Below are 19,348 nucleotides of genomic sequence, written 5' to 3' on the forward strand. Positions count from 1 at the left end.
CCAGTACCCGCCCAGCGTGTCCGCCAGGGGCATGCGGAAGGTGGCGAGCACGTCCTTGAGGTCCGGCACCGTCGCCGCGAGTCCATGCCGCCCGATGTAGGCGGTGAGGAGCTCGGTGTAGAAGGCGAAGTGCCGGGCCTCGTCCCTGGCCAGCCGATGGAGCAGCTCGCGCAGCACCGGCTCCGTGGCGACCGCCTTGAACCGTTGGTAGAAGAGTTGCGTGGCCTTCTCCTGGACCAGTGTGTAGGTGAACGCCTGGACGGGGCTCTCGTACGGCAGCGCGAACTTCTTTCTGCCCTCCTCGGCCAGCTCCCGGATCAGGGTGTTGGGGTCGCTGATCCCGGCCTCGATCTGATACCGGGTGAGCGCCGAGGCATGCCGTTCCTCTTCGTTCGCCCAGGAGATCAGGAACCGGAAGTACTCGCGGTTGAAGCAGAACTCCTCGATGGCCAGGTCCTCACCGGACACCGGGAAGGAGTCCAGGAAGTAGGTGAGATACCCGGGGATGTGGTCCTCGACGAAGGTGATGAACCGCACCACCGATCGGTCGGTCTCGGTGAGTTCCTCCGGCCGCAGCGTTGCCCAGGGCAGCTCGTCGATGGACCAGTGCTGCCGGTCGGCGTGGCGCACGGCCCGCCGGGTCAGTCTCCCGGCCTCCGCGGGGTCGATCATGGCGCCTCCGCCGGGCCCATCCGGGACTTCAGCGCGCTCAGCGCGTAGTGCTTGGTGGTGTAGCCCCAGCCGGCGTTGGCCGTCCGGAGATAGCGGATGAGCGGCTCGCTCATGCCGGGTGCCACCCGTTCGATACGGTCGCGCGCGGCGTGGGCCCGCTCCTCCCAGTCCTGGATGGTCCGGTGGTAGTGCGCGGTGAGGTCGGAGAGCGCGGTGAGGCTGAACCCGGCCGACTCCACCGCTTCCACGAGAGTGGAGAGCGGCACCATGTCGGCGAACCCGAATATGTTCTCGGTGACATGCCTGGTGCCCGGCCGGCGCGAGAACTCCTCGTAGGCGGCGTGGTTCCGGAAACAGCTCTCCGACAGATACAGCGACCCGCCGCGGCGCAGCAGTTCGTGGACCTTGCGCAGGACCGTGCCCCGATCGGGCATGTGCACGATCGAGCCGAGCATGGTGACCGCGTCATACACCCCGGCCACCTCGACATCGGTGAAGGCGCCGTGCGTCAGCGTGATCAGCTCCGCCACGCCCGCCTTCTCCGCCTGGGCCCGGATGTACTCGATCTGCGGGCGCGACGGGGTGACACCGGTGACCTGGCAGCCGTACTCCTGGGCCATGAACAGGGTCAGGCTGCCCCAGCCGCAGCCGATGTCGAGCAGCCGCTCACCGCCGGTGAGACCGAGCCGCCCCGCGACAAAGCGCAGCTTGTCCGTCTGCGCCTGGTCGAGGTCGGTGTCCTGGGTGGTGTAGAGCCCGGAGCTGTACTTGAGCCGCCGGTCGAGGTAGGCGGCGAACAGCTCGGCGGGCAGCTCGTAGTGCTGGTTGGTGGCCTGGAATGCTTCTTGGGGGGTCAGGGTGATCACGGCGTCGTCAGTTCCTTGCCGACATAGGTGTGCACCAGGGTGACCAGTTCATCAACGGTCTCGGCGGAGAAGACGGCTTGGTCGTCGAATTCGATGTCCCACCGGCGCTCCAGTTTGGAGACCACCCGCAGCAGTTTCATCGAGTCGGCCCCGGGCAGCGCCTTGAGGGTGTCGGCGGGGCCGATCCCGTCGGGGGAGATCTCCAGTTCGGTGGCGAGGAACTCGGTGGTGATCGCGGCGATCCGCTCGCGGCTGGTGGGCTCGGCGGTCATGACTCTCCCGTACCGTGGTCGAAGTAGTGGCGTACGCGGCCGAAGGCGGCATCGTCGAGCCGCATGAACTCTCTGGCTTGCTGGGAGCGGATCGGCTGGTAGGTGCCGGTGGCCATGACGTGCAGTTCGCCCCCGGGCCCGGTGATCTCGGCCTGGGTGTGCAGCACTCCGTTGCCCTGGCCGCTGATCCGCGCGGCGGTCAGATACGGCTCGCCCACCGCGAGCGGCAGCAACATCTTGCTGCGCAGGGTCACGGAGAACGCGAGCAGGCCGTGCACCAGCGCGAGGGTGTCGCCCATCACCTCGTCCAGCAGCACGTTCACGATGCCGCCGTGCACGATCCCCGGGTAGGAGGCGTAGTTCTCCGAGAAGGCCGTCTCGGCGGCGTGGTCTCCGTTCGGCAGCCGTTTCAGCCGCAGCTTGAGCCCGATCGGGTTGTGTGGCGAGCAGCCGAAACAGTTGAAGGAGGGCTCCGCGTGCCAGGGGAGTTCGATCGCCTCGCCGGTGGTGTCCTGCGCGGTGTTCATGCGGCGACCTTGCTCTTCGGCGACTCCTCGGCGATCGCCCGGCGCACGTCGGACATCTTCGTCAGCCGGTGGCCGGTGAGCGCGGAGAAGTACTTGAACAACTGCTCACAGCACTTCGCCCAGTCGCTGCCGTCCTCGTCCATCTCGGCGAAGTAGGAGAACATCTCGTCGATGGTCTCGTGGTTCTCCAGCTCGGGAAGGTTGCCCTTGAACCGGCTGACCGGATGGCGGTACAGGTCACGGGTGGTGCCCATGTAGATGTACAGGGTTTCCACGACCGACGCGCACTCCTCCGGCCGCGCGGCCAGCTGCTGCGCGGTGTAGTGGACGAACTCGCGTGCGTGCCGCGCCTCGTCGCCGCTGGCCTTCTTCAGGATGGCCGCGAGCACCGGTTCCTCCATGCGGCGGGCGACACATTTGTAGGCGTGGGTGGCGAGGACCTCGCAGATGACATTGGTGGCCAGGGTGGCCGCCCGGGTCACCCCCGGTGGGTACGGTTCGCGCATCGAGGCGATGGTGTGGTGGTCGATGCTGTGGCCCGCCAGCTGGAGCCAGGTCTGGAAGGCCAGGTGGTGCTGGATCTCCTGGTAGCCCCAGACACAGGCGAACTGCGAGAAGTCGTAGTCCATGGCGAACTCGTTCAGCAGTCCATGGGTCGCTGCGATGACGTTCGACTCGCCCACGATGGCGCCCTTGGCGAACACGATGTGCTCGGGCAGCACCAGATCGGCCCGGAACTCCTCCCACGGGATGTGGTGCAGCTCCCAGGTGGCGTGTTGATACGCGGCGAACACCCGGGCGCTGTGCATCCGGTCGTCCGCGAGCAGGGGGACCCCGGCCGGCGATTGTGTTCTGCTGTTCACACTCGTTCTCCTCGGTCTGGACTTCCGGTGGCGGGGAACACCCCTTCGCCGTCGCCCGCGGTCACGCGCCGCGCGGCCAGCACGCGCTGCCACTTTCCGCTGGTGGTGCGGGGGATCCAGCGGGGTTTGACCGCGTAGACCCGCACCTGGGACAGGTCCAGCTCGGCCGCCACCCGGCTGCGGACCTCCTTGATCACCGGCGCGGGATCGTCACCGGTCTCCACGATGACCCCGATCCGCTCGCCGCCCTCGGCATCGGTGTCGGCGAAGGCGACACAGCGGCGGCGGTAGACACCGGGCACGGTGCGGGCGACGTTCTCGACGTCGTCGGGGAAGAAGTTCTGCCCGTGCACCACGACCATCTCCTTGCGCCGCCCGGTGACATACAGCTCGCCGTCGAGCAGGAAGCCCAGGTCGCCGGTGCGCAGCCAGCCATCCGCGAACACCGCGCGGGTCGCCTCGGGGTCACGGAAGTAGCCGGTGGTCACCGGCTCCCCGGCGATCTGGATCTCGCCGAGCGTGCGGTCGGCCACCACCGCCCCGTCGTCGCCGGCGATCCGCAGCTCGACGCCGTGTACCGCGCGGCCCACCGAGACCACCGGTTTGGCCCCGGGCGCGGCCTCGGCGACGGGGCGCACGGCACCGGTCCTGGCCAGCTCGTCGCGGTCCACAGCACGGATCCGAGCGGTGTCCCCGGGGGCGGGATAGCTGATCGACAGGGTGGCCTCGGCCATGCCGTACACCGGGTACATCACCGACGGGCCGACACCGCTGGGCGCCAGCGCCTCGGTGAACCGCCGCACGGTGGCCGCGCTGACGGGTTCCGCGCCGTTGAACGCCAGCCGCCAGCTGGACAGGTCGAGCGCGGCGAGCCGCTCCGCCGGCACATGGTCGAGCAGGTAGTCGTAGGAGAAGTTGGGGCCGGTGATCACCGTTCCGCGGTGTGCGGCGAAGTGTTCGAGCACCGTGCCAGGTCGCCGGAGAAACGTGGTCGGCGAGAACGCGTGGACGTCGGCGCCGTTGAGCCAGTGGGCCTGGAGGCCGATGAGCCCCATGTCGTGGAAGGTCGGCACCCACTGGACGAACACGTCGTCCGGGCTGAACCCGCCGGAGACCACACAGGCGCGCAGGCCGGCCATGGTCGTGCGGTGCGGCAGCATCACGCCCTTGGGCAGGCTGGTGCTGCCTGAGGTGAACTGGACGATGGCCAGCGCGTCGGGGTCGACGGTGGGCAGGGCGAGCGGGTCGCCGGTGGAGCCGGGCGACGGCGGGGGCACCAGGGCCACCTCGGGGGCCGTCGTGGCGAGTGCGCGCCCGAGATCGTCGCCCAGTTCGTGATAGTCCCGGTCCAGGACGAGGTGGCGCAGGCCCGCGACACCCGCGATGCGCGCGATGCGCCGCGCGGTGTCCCGCGGATCACCGAATCCGGCCTGGACCGGCAGCACACTGATCGCCGCCCCGGCCCGCCAGAGCCCGAAGACCGTGGTGAAGAACCGGGCGGCGGTGGGCACCAGCACGCCCACGATGTCACCGGGCCGCACCCCGGCGCGCAGAAACGCGTGCGCGGCCGCGGCGGAGGCGATGTGGAGGTCCGCCGCGGTGATGTCGTCGCCCGCGGTGGGAAACCTCGCGCGGGAGTCCGGTGCTGCCTTCGCCAACAGCGCCAGGCTCTCTCCCAGCGTCTGTCCGTCCAGCAAGGCAGGTCGCATGGATCGCTGCAAGCTGATTCCCCTATCGCGGGTCGAAGACCAGATTCCTGCATTCCCGACCCTTAATGGATGAAGAAAGTGCAGGGGGCCGGGCCTGGCAATTACAGTTCTGGAGATTCTCAGCATGGCATGGATGTGCGGGGACTTGCGCCGGCGCCGGGGAGGACTAGGAGATCTGCTAAACACCCGCTCCACCCGGAGGCGGAGCCTGGAATCGCTTGCCGGGAATAGTTACGCTGCCGATCCCGTCGCCTCTTCCCGGGATTACCCGCGTATTCGGTGGCATTCCCTCAAGCGATACGTCCACGGCCCGTGTTCGGCACGATTCCGCCCGACGATGAGACGGTGAACAGGACAGGTGGTCCCATGCAGCCCGGCAGTACCGCTCGCCCGGCGCCGGTCGCGGTGATCGGCTTGTCCAACTGCCCCTCAGGGGTGCCGCCGACCGAAGCGGCGCTGCGGGCGCTGGACAACGCGGGCCTCGTCCCGGAGCGGCTCCGCAAGGCGGCGGCCAGTGTGTTCGCCATGGCGCAGGCCGACCCGATCGCCGCCGAACTGGGCGTGACCGGGCCCGCGCTGACGCTGGACACCCTGCCCGCCGGGGTGGTCCACCTGGCCTGCCAGTCCATCCTCACGGGCGAGTCCGCGCTGGCGCTCGCCGGCGTCGTGTCGCCCGAGGGAAGCAGCGGATTCCTGGTGCTGAAGCCGGCTCCGGCCGCGGTGGCCGAAGGCGACCCCGTCCACTGTGTGATCGACGGCAGCGCGCTGGGCCGCGGTGACGTCGTGCGGCAGGCCTGTGCGCGCGCCGAGGTGGCGGGCGACGGGATTCACTTCTGGTGGCGGGGCGGCTACCACGCGGCCGAGTCCGCACCGGACGGCCTGTTCGACGACGGCGGGCCGGGTGGCGAGGCCGGGGACGCGGTGGCGGCGTTGCTGGAGCTGCCCGTGCTGCTGGGCCGGGGACAGGTGCCGGTCCCCGGAGCCCCGGACCTCGACGGTCGGCTGACCGTGGTTCTCAGCTCCTCGGACGGCGCGGGAACGGCCTGCGCGTTGGTGCTCTCCGAACCGCCCGTGCGCCCCGCGCCGCCGGTGGAGGCTGCCGTCCCGGCGCTGCCCGTGCTGCTGTCGGCGGACAGCGAGGAGACGCTGTACGGCAAGGCGGAGAGCCTGCGTGCCCATCTGGCCGAGCCCGGGGGCCCGGACCTGCTCGACACCGCGCACACCCTGGCGGTCGGCCGCCCGCATCTGCCGTATCGCGCGGTGCTCCTCGCCGCCGACCGCGCGGAACTCGCCGACGGGCTCGGCGAGCTGGCCGCGGGCCAAAGCGGCGCGGTGCGGGCCGACACCGGTCGCAAGGTGGCCTTCCTCTTCCCCGGCGAGGGCGGCCAGCGCCCCGGCATGGGGCGTGAGCTGTATCCGCTGTTCGACGTGTTCGCGGACGCGCTCGACGAGGTGTGCGCACACCTGGACGCGGTCGCCACCTGGTCGGTCCGCGATCTGCTGCTCGACACGGGCAAGGCCACCGAGGTCGCGCCGGCCGACCAGGCGCTGTACACCCAGGACGCGCTGTTCGCCCTTCAGGTCGCGCTGTTCCGGCAGTTCGAGCACTGGGGCGTACGCCCAGACTTCGTGGCCGGGCACTCGGTGGGGGAGCTGGCCGCCGCGACGGCGGCCGGGGTGTTCTCCCTGCCCGACGTGTGCGCGCTGCTCGCCGAGCGGATCCGGCTGTTCCGGGAGAGGACACCCGTCGGCGGCGCGATGGTCGCGATGCGCGTCACCGAGGCCGAGGCCCTCGAATCGCTGGCCGGACACGAACACCTGGTCGCCCTCTCCGCGGTGAACGCCCCGAACTCCGTCGTCGTCTCCGGAGATCGCGAAGCCGTGCTGCGGATCGCCGCGCTGTGGTCGGAGCGGGGGCGCAAGGTGAAACAGCTGCCGGTCGACCGGGCTTTTCACTCACCGCATATGGCCGCGATGGCCGGGGACTTCGAGCAATTCGCCCGCGGCCTCGTCACACGACCGCCGCGCATTCCGATCGTCCCGGTGCACCACGCGCTCGGAACCGATCCCACGGTCGTCTGCCTGCCCGAGTACTGGGGTGCGCAGGTGCGCGGCACCGGGCATTTCCTCCAGTGCGTGACCGGCCTCGACGCGGCCGGAGTGAACACCTATGTGGACATGAGCGCGAACGGCGTGCTGGCCGCGCTGGTCGAGGAGACCCTGCCCGAGCCCGCCGCCGCGAAGGCGCACATCACCGCGGCCCTGCACGGCGGCGGGTCCGATCTCCGTGCCGTGCTCGGCACGCTGGGCGGGTTGCACGCCCACGGCGTCCCGGTGGACTGGCCCGCCGTCTTCGGCGGCTGGGGCGGCCGCCGCACCCATCTGCCGACCGAGGTGGCACAGCCCGCCCGCGCCGTGTCCCGGTCCACGGATCTGCGGCGGTCGATCCGGATCGAGACCGAGGCGATGACCGGGGGTGGCTACGGGCCGGACCGGTCGTTCTTCGAGCTCGGGCTGGACTCCCTGGCCGCCGTGGAGCTGGTGAACCGGCTGCGGAAGCGGACCGGGCTCAAGATCGCCACAGCCGCGCTGTTCGACCACCCCACCCCGAACCGCCTGGCCGCACACCTGGAGCACCGCGCGCCCCGGCCGGTGGCCGCCCGCCCCCGTCGGACCGGCCCGGACGAGCCGATCGCGATCGTCGGGATGAGCTGCCGGTTTCCGGCCGGAGTGCGATCGCCGGAGGATCTGTGGCGGTTGCTCGTCTCCGGCCGGAACGTCATGTCGCCGATGCCCGAGGACCGCGGCTGGGACCTGGCCGCGCTGTACGACCCGGAGCGGAACCGCCCGGGCACCAGCTATGTACGCGAGGGCGGATTCCTCCACGACGCCGCCGAGTTCGACCCCGCGTTCTTCGGCATCGGCGGACACGAGGCCCTCGAGATGGACCCGCAGCAGCGGTTGCTGCTCGAACTGTCCTGGGAGGCGATCGAACGGGCCGGCATCGACCCGGTCACCCTCCGCGGCAGCGACACCGGGGTCTACGCCGGGCTGTCCCACGGCCAGTACGGTACCGGCGCCGGCCACCCGGACCTCCATGTGCGACCGCATCTGGCGATCGGCACCGGCGCCAGCACGGCCTCCGGCCGGATCTCGTTCACCCTCGGCCTGGGCGGGCCCAATCTCGCGATCGACACGGCGTGTTCCTCGTCGCTGGTGGGGCTGCACCTCGCCGCCGCCGCGCTGCGCCGCGGCGAGTGCTCGCTGGCGCTGACGGGCGCGGTCACCGTGCTCTCGTCGCCCATGGTGTTCGTCGAGTTCAGCCGCCGGGGCGGGCTCGCGCCGGACGCCCGGGCCAAGCCGTTCGCCGAGGGCGCCGACGGCACCGCCTGGTCCGAGGGCGGCGGGATGTTCGTCCTGGAGCGGTACTCCGACGCACGCCGCAACGGCCATCCGGTGCTGGCCCTGGTCGTGGGGTCGGCGGTCAACTCCGACGGCGCCAGCAACGGGTTCACCGCGCCCAACGGCGCCGCCCAGCACCGGCTGCTGGTCTCCGCCCTCGCCGACGCCCGGCTGAGACCGTCCGACGTGGACGTCGTGGAGGCGCACGGCACCGGGACGATGCTCGGCGACCCCATCGAGGCCGGCGCCCTCCTGGAGGCGTACGGTGCGCACCGGCCGCCGGACCACCCGCTGCTGGTGGGCTCGTCGAAGTCCAACCTGGGCCACACCCAGGCCGCGGCCGGTGCCGCGGGGGTGATGAAGATGGTGCTGGCCATGCGGCACGGGCTGGTCCCGGCGACCGTCAACGTCGACCGGCCCAGCCCGCACGTGGACTGGGACGCGGGGCTGCGGCTGGTGACCGAGGACACGCCATGGCCCGACCAGGGACCGCTCCGGCGGGCGGGCGTGTCGTCGTTCGGCATCGGCGGGACCAACGCCCATGTCATCCTCCAGCAGCCGCCCGCCGAGCCACCGGCCCCGGCGGAGCCCGCGCGGACCGTCCGGCCGCTGTGGACCGTCTCCGGCGGCTCGCCGGCCGCGCTGCGCGCCCAGGCCGGACGGCTCGCCGCGCACTGGGACGCCCGTCCCGACCTCGACGCGCTCGACATCGGCTTCTCGCTGACCCGGACACGCTCGGCGCTGACCCACCGGGCCGTGCTCACCGGCGGTGACCGGGACCGGCTGCGGCGCTCGCTGACCGCCCTGGCGGGTGGACGACCCGACCCCGGCCTCACGGTCGGCGCGGTGGCCGAGGGCGGCCTGGCGTTTCTGCTGACCGGTCAGGGCAGCCAGCGCGTGGGTATGGGACGCGGGCTGTATGCCGCCCACCCGGCCTTCGCCGAGGCCTTCGACGAGGTGTGCGCCGCGCTGGAGCCGCCCGTGAAGGAGACGGTGTTCGGGACCGACCAAGGCCCCCTCGATCGCACCGAGTTCGCGCAGCCCGGGCTGCTCGCCTTCGAAGTGGCGCTGTTCCGGCTGTTCGAGAGCTGGGGCATCCGGCCGGACCTGCTGCTGGGCCACTCCCTCGGCGGGCTGACCGCCGCCCATCTGGCCGGGGTGCTGTCCTTCCAGGACGCGTGCACGCTGGTCGCGGCGCGCGGCTCGCTCATGCAGGCGCTGCCCCGGGAAGGGGCGATGTACGCGGTGGCGGCCGCGCCGGACGAGGTTGCCGAGCTGCCTCCGGGCGTATCGCTGGCGGCGGTGAACGGGCACCGGTCGGTGGTGGTCTCCGGTGTCGAGGAGGCGGTCGTCGCGGTGGCGGAGCGGTTCCGCGCCCAGGGGCGCAGGACCACGCGCCTGAGGGTCGGCCACGCGTTTCACTCGGCCCTGATGGACCCCATGCTCGACGCGTTCCGCACCGTCGCCGAGGGGCTGACGTACCACCCGCCCGAGATCCCTGTCGTGTCCGATCTGACCGGGCGGCTCGCCGAGCCCGGTGACCTGTGTTCCCCCGAGTACTGGGTCCGCCATGTGCGCTCCACGGTCCGGTTCCGGGACGGGATGCGGACCCTGCGGGACGAGGGCGTCACCACCTTCCTGGAGCTGGGACCGGACACGACGCTCACCGAGATGGCCGCCGACTGCCTCGATGAAACCACCGAGGCGGCGGTGATCCCCGCCCTGCGCCACGACGATGTGCTCGGCGCCGTCGCGGCGCTTCAGGTCCGCGGCCACGGGCCCGACTGGTCTGCGTGGTACGCCGGAAGCGGGGCGCGCCGCGTGGACCTGCCCACGTACGCCTTCCAGCGCAAGCGGTACTGGCTGCTGCCGGAGGCGGCGGAACACCGTTCCCAGCGGACGGACTCGGCGTTCTGGCGGGCCGTGGAGAGCGAGGACACCCAGGCGCTGAGCGATCTGCTGGGCACCGGCACCGACCGGACCCTCGGCGAACTGCTGCCCGCGATGGCGCGCTGGCGGCGCGATCACGACCGGGAAGCCGCGATGGACCGGCTGCGGTACCGGATCGGCTGGCGGCCCACCGCGGACCGGGTCGCCACCCGGCGCGACTGGCTGATCGTCCATTCCGAGGCCCTCCCCGTACCGGAACCGCTCCGTGACGCGCTCGGCACCCGGACACTCCCCGTCGCCATCGGCGCGGACCGCGCGGAACTCGCCGAGCGTCTGGCGTCCGTGACGGGCGGCGCACCGCCCGGCGGGGTGCTGTCCCTGCTGGCCCTGGACGAGCGGACCCATCCGGAAACGGCCGGAGTACCCGCGGGGCTCGCGCTGACCACGGCGCTCATCCAGGCCATGGGGGACACCGCCCTCGACGTGCCCTTGTGGTGCGCGACCCGGGGAGCGGTGTCCACCGGCCACGGCGACCGGCTCGGCAGCCCGGCGCAGGCCATGGTGTGGGGACTCGGCCGGGTCGCGGCCCTGGAGCACCCCGGGCGGTGGGGCGGACTGGTCGATCTGCCTCCCACCGTGGACGCACCGGCGGCCGAACGGCTGGCCGGGATCCTCTCCGCCACGGACGACCAGGCCGCCGTCCGCGCCTCCGGAGTGTTCGTACGGCGCCTGCTGCGCGCGCCGCTGCGCACCGGGCCCCGGCGCGGCTGGCCGCTGCGCGGAACCACCCTCGTCACCGGGGCGTTCGGGGCGCTCGGCGGACACGTCGCCAGATGGCTGGCCGCCGAGGGCGTCCAACGGCTGCTCCTGACCGGCAGGCACACCGACGACCCCGAGCTGGTCGCCGAACTGACCGCGCTCGGCGCCGAGGTCGACACCGCGGCCTGCGACGTGGGCGACCGGGAGGCGGTGGCGGCCCTGCTCGCGGGGATCCCCGGGGACCGCCCGCTGACCGCGGTCGTCCACGCGGCCGGGGTACTCGACGACGGCGTCATCGACGCCCTCGATCCGTCGCGGCTCGCACGCGTCCTGCACGCCAAGGCCACCGGCGCCTGCAACCTCCACGAACTCGCGGGGGAGCTCCGGGCGTTCGTGCTGTTCTCCTCCGCCACCGGCGCGGTCGGCAACGCCGGCCAGGCCAACTACGCGGCGGCCAACACCTACCTCGACGCGCTCGCCGAACAACGCCGCGCCGACGGACTCGCGGCCACCTCGGTGGCCTGGGGGCCATGGGGCGCCGGAGGCATGGCGGTGGACGGGGCGGACGCGCGGATCGTGGGCACCCGGCTGCGCCGCAACGGCATGACGGTGCTCGACCCGGACCTGGCCGTCGCCGTACTGGCCCGGGCCTTCGCGGACGACGAGTCCGGACTGGTGATCGCGGACATCGACTGGGCCCGGTTCCTCACGGCGTTCGCCACCACCCGCGACAGCGCCCTGCTCGCGGACCTGCCCGAGGCCCGGCGGGGCGAGGCCGTCGATCCGCCGACGGAGGTCTCCTCGCTCGTCGGCCGGCTCGCCGGGATGTCGCGGGCCGAGCGGGTCCGTGTGCTGCGCGACCTGGTGTGCCAGGACACCGCGCAGGTGCTCGGGCACGAGTCGGCCGCGCAGATCCAGCCCGGAAAACCCTTCCATGAGCAAGGGCTCAGCTCGCTGGGCATCGTCGAGCTGCGCAACCAGCTCAGCGCCCGGACCGGCCTGCGGATGCCCGCCAACACGCTGTTCGACCACCCCACCCCCTCCGCACTGGCCGGCCACCTCGCCGCGGAACTCGCCCCGGCCGTCCCACCCGAGCCCGTACCGGAGGCGGAGCCCGGGACGGCGGACCTCGAGGCCGTCCTGAGCCGCGCCGAAGAGGAGCTCTCCCGGGCCGGGGAGGACCGGCTCGATGGCTGACGACCGCAGGCTGCTCGACACCGTGCAGCGCCTCACCACCGCGCTGCGGGACACCCGGGAACGCCTGCGCGTGGCCGAGGCCGGCGCCCGCGAGCCGATCGCCGTCGTGGGGGCGGGCTGCCGGTTCCCCGGCGGAGTGGGCGACCCGGAAGGCCTGTGGCGGCTGGTCCGCGAGGGGCGGGACGCCGTCACGCCCTTCCCCACCGACCGCGGCTGGGCGGACGAGTTCACCGGCGCGGGGGCGTTCCTGACCGACCCCGGCTGGTTCGACGCGGGCTTCTTCGGCATCGGCCCCCGCGAGGCCCTGTCGATGGACCCGCAGCAGCGGCTGATGCTGGAAATCTCATGGGAGGCCGTGGAACGGGCCGGCATCGACCCGCTGTCCCTGCGCACCTCCCGGACCGGGGTGTTCACCGGCACCAGCGACCAGGACTACCGCGGCCTGCTGGGGAGGGTCAGCAACCACAACGAGCACACCGACCACCTGGCGACCGGCACCGCGGCCAGTGTGCTGTCCGGGCGCGTCGCCTATCTGCTCGGGCTGGAGGGCCCGGCGGTCTCCATCGACACCGCCTGCTCGTCCTCGCTGGTGGCGTTGCACCTGGCCGTCCGGTCGCTGCGCTCGGGGGAGTGCGATCTCGCGCTGGCCGGGGGCGTCGTCGTGCTGTCCACCCCCGGACTGTTCACCGCCTTCCAGCGCCAGGGCGCGCTCGCCGCGGACGGCCGCTGCAAGGCGTTCGCCGAGGCGGCCGACGGCGTGGGCTGGGGTGAGGGCGCCGGGGTCGTGCTCGTGGAGCGGCTGACCGACGCCCTCGCCCACGGCCACCCCGTGCTGGCCGTGATCCGGGGCACCGCGATCAACTCCGACGGCGCCTCCAACGGGCTGACCGCGCCGAACGGGCGCGCCCAGCAGCGGGTCATCCGCGACGCGCTGGCCGACGCCGGGCTGTGCGGCCGCGACGTGGACGCCGTCGAGGCACATGGCACCGGGACCCGGCTCGGCGACCCCATCGAGGCGGCGGCGTTGCAGGCGGCGTACGGCGGCGACCGGGAAGCCCCGCTGGCACTCGGATCGGTGAAGACGAACATCGGGCACACCCAGGCCGCCGCCGGGATCGCCGGAGTACTGAAGACCGTACTGGCGCTGCGCCACCGGACCCTCCCGAAGACCCTGCACGTGGACCGCCCGTCGTCCCAAGTGGACTGGGACGCCGACGCGGTGGAGCTGCTCACCGAGAGCCGCCGGTGGCCGCCCCGCCCGGGCCGCCCCCGGCGCGCGGGAGTGTCCGCGTTCGGCATCAGCGGCACCAACGCCCATGTGATCCTGGAGGAGGCGCCGCCCGCCGAAGCGCCGACGCCCGGCGAAACCCCGGCCGCCCCCGGGGCGGAGCCGCTGCCGTGGGTGCTCTCGGCCCGCACCGACTCCGCGCTGCGCGCCAGGGCGAGACAGCTGCTGTCGCACCTGGACGGCAGGGACCCGGCAGGCGTCGCACACGCGCTGGTCACCTCCCGCAGCACGTTCGAGCGCCGTGCCGTGGTGCTCGACACAGAGCCGCGGGCCGCCCTGACCGCGCTCGGCCGCGGCGCCGCCGCGCCCGGCCTGGTCACCGGCACCGCCGATCTGACGGGCAAGGTGGTGTTCGTCTTTCCCGGCCAGGGCGGTCAGTGGGCGGGCATGGCCGGCGACCTGCTGGAGACGTCGCCGGTGTTCCGGGAACACATCCACCGCTGCGCCCGGGCGCTGGCGCCGCACGTGGACTGGGACCTGATGGACGTGTTGCGGCAGCGGCCGCACGCGCCCTCGCTGGAGCGCGTGGACGTGGTGCAGCCGGCGCTGTTCGCGGTCATGGTCGCACTCGCCGCCCTCTGGCGCTCCTGTGGCATCGAGCCCGACGCCGTGGTGGGGCACAGCCAGGGGGAGATCGCCGCGGCCCATGTGGCCGGCGCGCTGTCCCTCCAGGACGCCGCGCTGGTGGTGGCCCGGCGCGCGAAGGCGCTGACGGGGCTGTCCGGCCACGGCGGCATGGCCGCGGTGGAGCTGTCGGCGGACGAACTGCGGCCCCGGCTGGACGGGAGGCTGTCCATCGCCACGGTCAACGGGCCCGGATCGGCGGTGGTCGCCGGGGACACCGACGCCCTCGACGCGCTGCTGGCGGACCTGGCCGAGTCCGGCGTACGGGTGCGGAAGCTGCCGGTGGACTACGCGTCCCATTCGCCCCAGGTGGAGCTCGTCCGCGACCGCGTCCTCGCCGAGCTGGGGCCGATATCGCCGACGGCCACGGACATCCCCTTCCACTCCTCGGTGACCGGCACCGCGCTCGCCGGGACGGAGCTCGACGCCGGGTACTGGTACCGGAATCTGCGCCTTCCGGTGCGGTTCGACGAGGCCCTCGCCGGGCTCGCGGCGCCGGAACACTCGTTCTTCGTGGAAGTCGGCGCACACCCCGTGCTGGTCCCGGCGATCGCGGCGGCCGTCGGTGACAAGGCCGTGGCCGTCGGGTCGCTGCGCCGCCGGGAGAGCGGCCGCGCGGCGCTGCTCGCCTCGCTCGCCGAACTCCATGTCCGCGGGCTGTGCCCGGAGTGGACGGCATGGACAGGGCCGGACACACCCGCATTCACCGAACTGCCCACCTACCCCTTCGAACGCAAGCGGTTCTGGCTGACACCGGGCGAGTCCGGAAGCGGCGAACACCCCTTCCTGGACACCGCGATCGAGCTGGCCGACAGCGATGAACTGGTGCTGACCGGACGCCTGTCGGTGGCGTCGGCTCCATGGCTGGCCGACCACCGGGTGCTGGACGAGGTGATCCTGCCCGGCACCGCCTGGCTCGAATGCGCGCTGCACGCGGGCGCCGTGGCGGGCTGCGCCACCGTCGACGAACTCACCCTGGAAGTGCCCCTGGCCCTGCCGGACGAGGGCGCCGCGACCATGCAGCTGCGGGTCGGCGCGCCGGACGGCACCGGGCGCCGCGCGCTGCGCCTCCACGCCAAAGTGGACGGCGCGGGCTGGGTGCGCCACGGCGAGGGCGTGCTGAGCCCGGCGCCCACCGAGCCCGAGGGCCCGGAGAAGTGGCCACCCCCCGGCGCCGAGGAGGTCCCGCACACCGGGCTCTACCCCGCGCTGGTCGGCCGCGGGCTGCGCTACGGCCCCGCGTTCCAAGGGCTGCGCACTGTGTGGCGGCGCGGCGACGCGGTGTACTGCGAGGTGGCCTGCCCGGTGGACACCCGCGGCTTCGTGGTCCATCCGGCGCTGCTCGACTCCGCCCTGCACGCTCTCGGATTCGGCGCCTCGGCGAATGGCGGAGCAGGAGCCGCAGACGGCCCGCTGCTCCCGTTCGCATGGACCGGGGTGACCGCGCACCCGGCCCGGCCCTCGACGCTGCGGGTGCGGCTGTCCGGGTCCGCCGAGAACGGGGTGCGGCTGACCGCGACCGACGGCGAGGGCGCGCCGGTGCTGTCGGTGGACTCGCTGGCCCTGCGCCCGGCGGCCGTACGGAGCGCCGCCCCGCGCGACGCGCTGTTCCGGAACCGGTGGGTCGAGGTACGCCCGGCGAGCGGCCTGGCATCGGAGACCATCGCGGCCGTCGGCCTGGACACCGGCCACTTCCCGAACTTCGACGATCTTCCGGCGCTGGCGGAGGCGGTCGCCGCGGGGCTGCCGGTGCCGGGCGTGGTGCTCGTCGCGGGCTCCCGCGGCTCGGTCCGGGAGTCCGCACACCGTGCGCTGAGCCTGGTCCAGTGGTGGAGCGCGCACCCGGAGTTCGCCGCCTCCCGGCTGGTGTTCCTCACCTCGGGCGCGGCGGCGGCCAGGGCCGGCGACGACCTTCCCGACCTGGCCGGCGCGGCCGTCATCGGCCTGGTCCGGTCGGCGCAGACCGAGGAGCCCGGCCGGTTCGTCCTGCTGGACGCCGACGAGATCACCCCGCACACGATCACCGCCGCCCTGGCCGCGGAGGAACCGGAAGTCGCCCTGCGGGGCGGACGGGTGCTGGCGCGCCGCCTGGTGCGGGCCGTCCCCCGTGGCCCGGGGCGGTTCGCCGGGCCCGAGGACACCGTCCTGATCACCGGTGGCACCGGCACGCTCGGCCGCCTGCTGGCCCGCCACCTGGCCGCCGCGCACGGGGTGCGGCGGCTGGTCCTGACCGGCCGCCGTGGCCATGCGCCAGGGCTGCGGGACGAACTCGCCGCCCTGGGCGCCACCGCCACCGTGGCCGCCTGCGATGTCACGGACCGGACAGCGCTGGCCGAGCTGCTCGGCACACACCGGCCGACGGTCGTGGTCCACGCGGCCGGGGTGCTGGACGACGGCGTGGTGACGGCCATGACGCGAGAGCGCGTCGACGCCGTGCTGCGGCCGAAGGCCGAGGCCGCGCTCGCCCTGCACGAGCTGACCCGGGATCTGCCCCTGACGTCGTTCGTGCTGTTCTCGTCGGCCGCCGCCACCGCGGGCAGCGCGGGCCAGTCGAACTACGCCGCCGCCAACGCCGTGCTGGACGCGCTGGCGCACCACCGGCGGGCGCGGGGGCTGCCCGCGGTCTCGCTCGCCTGGGGCCTGTGGCGGGAGCGCAGCGACATGACCCGCCATCTCGACCCGGCGGCCGACTCGCTGTCCACCGAGGAGGCGCTGGCGCTGTTCGACGCCGCGGCCGCCCTCGCCGACCCGGTGCTGGTGCCCGCCCGGCTCGACCCGCGCGGCCAGGCCGGGCCCCTGCTGCGGGAGCTGGTGAACCGGCCGGAGACGCCGGGGGGAAGCCTGCGCCGACGGCTCGAACCGCTGGGCGGGCCGGAGCGCGAGCGGACGCTGCTCGACCTGGTGCTGGACACGGTCGCGCTGGTCCTCGGGCACGACGGCACGCACGAGCTCAGTCCGCAGGCCGGGTTCCTGGAGATGGGCGTGGACTCGCTGGCCGCCGTCCGCATCCGCAACCACCTCGGCCAGGCGCTCGGCGTACGGCTGCGGGCGACCGTCACCTTCGACCATCCGACACCGCCGGCGCTGGTCCGGCATCTGCTGGAGGTGCTGGCCCGGCCCGCGGACCAACCGGCCCCGGAGGAGCGCGGCGAGACCGTCGACGAGCTGATCGCCAGGGCCAGGGCCACCGAATGGGGGACGACGCGCACCTACTTCTCCTCGCTGGACGAGCTGCCGCGGATCCCGCGACCGACCCGGCTGGCCAGTGGCCCGGAGGGACCGGCCCTGGTGTGTGTCACCTCGGCCATCGGCACCTCGGACCCCGTGCAGTACGCGCGCCTGGCGAGGCCGTTCCAGGGTGAGCGGGACGTCTGGGCACTGCGGCAACCGGGTTTCCACCGCGGCGAGGCGCTCCCGCGGACCTCGGAACTGCTGCTGCGGACACACGCCGCCGGTCTGCGCGTGGAGCTGGGGGAGCGGCCCTTTGTGCTCGCCGGCCTGTCCTCCGGCGGCCTGATCGCCCATATGCTCGCCCGGTACCTGTACGACCAGGGCACCCCGCCCGCCGGTGTCGTCCTGCTGGACAGCTACGCCCCGGGCGAGGACGAACGGCTCGCCGTCCTGGCCCCCGGCCTGCGGGGGGAACTCCAGCACCGGGCGGACGACCCGGACTCGGCGATGCCCGGCGACGACAGCTGGGTCACCGCCATGCTGCACTACGAGACGTTCGACTGGCCGTTCACCGAGCTTCCGGCCCCGGTGCTGTTCGTGCGCGCGGGGGCGCCGCTGGAGGGCTGGCCTGACGACTGGGCCCCCGCCTGGCCGTTCGACCACACCGCCGTCACCACCCGCGGCAACCACTTCACCATGCTGGAGGAGCACGCCCCGCACACGGCGGCCCTGATGCGCGACTGGCTGCGGGCCACGTACGGCTGAGGCCGGGGGTGGACGCGGCCACCCGGGCCGTGCGCGTCGTCAGCGCACCAGCCTGAGCGGCAGCTCCTCCAGGCCGCGGAAGCTGACGTTCGGTCGCCAGACCAGATCGTCGCCGGTGAGCTCGATCGTGGAATACCGCCGCACCAGCTCCGTCAGCACCATGGAGGTCTCCAGCTTCCCCAGCGCGGCGCCGACGCAGTAATGCGGCCCACCGCTGAAAGCCAGCGTTTTCACTCCGGTGCGGTTCAAGTCGAGGCGGTCGGGGTCGGGATAGCGTTCCGGGTCCCGACCGGCCGCCCCGAAGAGCAGCATCACCTTGGCCCCCTCGGGGAGGGTGATGTCCTGGAGGGGGAGGTTTTCGGTGAGAAGTCTGGAGACGATCTGCACGGGAGGGTCGTATCGACTGATCTCATCAATGGCGCCGGCGATTGTCTCCGGGTTGTCGCGCGCGATGCGCAATTGGTCGGGGTGGCGGAGCAGCGCCAGAAGGCCGTTTCCGATCAGATTGACCGTTGTCTCATGGCCCGCGACGAACAAGAACTGAACATTGGCGATGATCTCCTCCTCGGTCAGCCGACCGCCGTCGGCCTCGGCGTGCAGGAGGAGGGACAGAATGTCGTCCCGCGGAGTCGATCTGCGCTCTTCGAGATGGCCGGCGACATATTCGCGGAACTCCACCTCCGCCGCGTTCATATCGACCGCGTCCGCGGCGGTTATCGAGGGGTCGATCACGCGGCTTATCTGTTCCGTCCAGCGGCGGCACTGGTCCCGATCGCTTGTGGGCAGGCCGAGAAGCTCGCAGGTCACGGTCGTCGGAAGGGGCAGGGCCAGGCTCTGGATGAGGTCGGTGTCGCCTTCGCCCACGGCGTCGAGCAACCGGTCGGTCTCGGCGGCTATGCGCGGCCGCAGCCGCTCCACGGCGGCCCGGGTGAAAACCTTGCCGATCACGCCGCGGATCCGTCGATGGGCGGGTCCGTCGAGCATGAGCATCCACTTTCGCACGCTCCGCACGAGGGGGCTGTCGGGACCGCCGCGGCGGTTGGCCCAGGTCGGGTCCCGGTAGAACTCGCTCGAAGCGCCCTGCGCCCGCAGTACGGCATCCACATCGGCGTAGCGCGAAAGGATCCAATAACCGAAGTTCGATCGATGGACCGGATCCGACTCGCGCAGCTTTCGATAGAGGGGATACGGGTCCGTGCGCACCGAAGGATCTCGTGGATCGAAAAGTGCCGTCATTCCCGTCCCACCCCTGTGTCCGTGGCCGATTGCCCGTCCCCGCGGAGTTTCCGCATTCTCCATGAGACATAACACTGTTCGGAGAGGAGCGGCCAGGAGACGGAACC

Annotated in this window: 8 protein-coding genes and 1 pseudogene; 2 read left to right on the plus strand and 7 right to left on the minus strand. The window is 72.7% G+C overall.

Annotated features, from left to right (window positions below):
* Window positions 1-39: 39 nt before the first annotated feature.
* The 6 genes and pseudogenes from ACH4S9_RS27885 to ACH4S9_RS27910 all read right to left on the minus strand — a co-directional run.
* Window positions 40-672 (minus strand): annotated as a pseudogene (locus tag ACH4S9_RS27885) (acyl-ACP desaturase); the annotation flags it as partial.
* The gene (locus tag ACH4S9_RS27890) at window positions 669-1,538 is read right to left on the minus strand and encodes a class I SAM-dependent methyltransferase (RefSeq protein ID WP_361182151.1); all 870 of its coding nucleotides are present in this window, start codon (window positions 1,536-1,538) and stop codon (window positions 669-671) included. The pseudogene ACH4S9_RS27885 and the gene ACH4S9_RS27890, both read right to left, overlap by 4 nt.
* On the minus strand, window positions 1,535-1,810 hold the full coding sequence (locus ACH4S9_RS27895; protein WP_311722204.1) for an acyl carrier protein: 276 nt from the start codon (window positions 1,808-1,810) through the stop codon (window positions 1,535-1,537). Before ACH4S9_RS27895 ends, ACH4S9_RS27890 begins: the two co-directional genes overlap by 4 nt.
* On the minus strand, window positions 1,807-2,337 hold the full coding sequence (locus ACH4S9_RS27900) for a PaaI family thioesterase (protein WP_398374312.1): 531 nt from the start codon (window positions 2,335-2,337) through the stop codon (window positions 1,807-1,809). The genes ACH4S9_RS27895 and ACH4S9_RS27900 overlap by 4 nt, the downstream gene beginning before the upstream one ends.
* Window positions 2,334-3,200, minus strand: coding sequence for a ferritin-like domain-containing protein (locus tag ACH4S9_RS27905; protein ID WP_311722207.1), 867 nt, complete (start codon window positions 3,198-3,200; stop codon window positions 2,334-2,336). Before ACH4S9_RS27905 ends, ACH4S9_RS27900 begins: the two co-directional genes overlap by 4 nt.
* Window positions 3,197-4,909, minus strand: coding sequence for an AMP-binding protein (locus ACH4S9_RS27910; protein ID WP_398374314.1), 1,713 nt, complete (start codon window positions 4,907-4,909; stop codon window positions 3,197-3,199). Before ACH4S9_RS27910 ends, ACH4S9_RS27905 begins: the two co-directional genes overlap by 4 nt.
* Before the next feature lie 366 nt (window positions 4,910-5,275).
* Here ACH4S9_RS27910 and ACH4S9_RS27915 point away from each other — a divergent pair, with 366 nt between their 5' ends.
* Together ACH4S9_RS27915 and ACH4S9_RS27920 are read left to right on the plus strand one after the other, a co-directional pair.
* Entirely contained in the window at window positions 5,276-12,157 is a 6,882-nt protein-coding gene (locus tag ACH4S9_RS27915; RefSeq protein ID WP_398374316.1) for a type I polyketide synthase, read from the plus strand.
* Window positions 12,150-18,005: a type I polyketide synthase gene (locus ACH4S9_RS27920; protein WP_398374318.1), complete on the plus strand. Its 5,856-nt coding sequence runs from the start codon at window positions 12,150-12,152 to the stop codon at window positions 18,003-18,005. The genes ACH4S9_RS27915 and ACH4S9_RS27920 overlap by 8 nt, the downstream gene beginning before the upstream one ends.
* 39 nt (window positions 18,006-18,044) lie before the next feature.
* On the opposite strand, the gene ACH4S9_RS27925 is transcribed toward ACH4S9_RS27920, so the two are convergent.
* Window positions 18,045-19,241 carry a cytochrome P450 gene (locus ACH4S9_RS27925; RefSeq protein ID WP_398374319.1) on the minus strand — a complete coding sequence of 399 codons (1,197 nt, stop codon included), beginning with the start codon at window positions 19,239-19,241 and terminating at the stop codon, window positions 18,045-18,047.
* Between the last annotated feature and the right edge of the window lie 107 nt (window positions 19,242-19,348).

This window comes from Streptomyces sp. NPDC021225, from assembly GCF_044332865.1.
Taxonomy (GTDB): Bacteria; Actinomycetota; Actinomycetes; order Streptomycetales; family Streptomycetaceae; genus Streptomyces.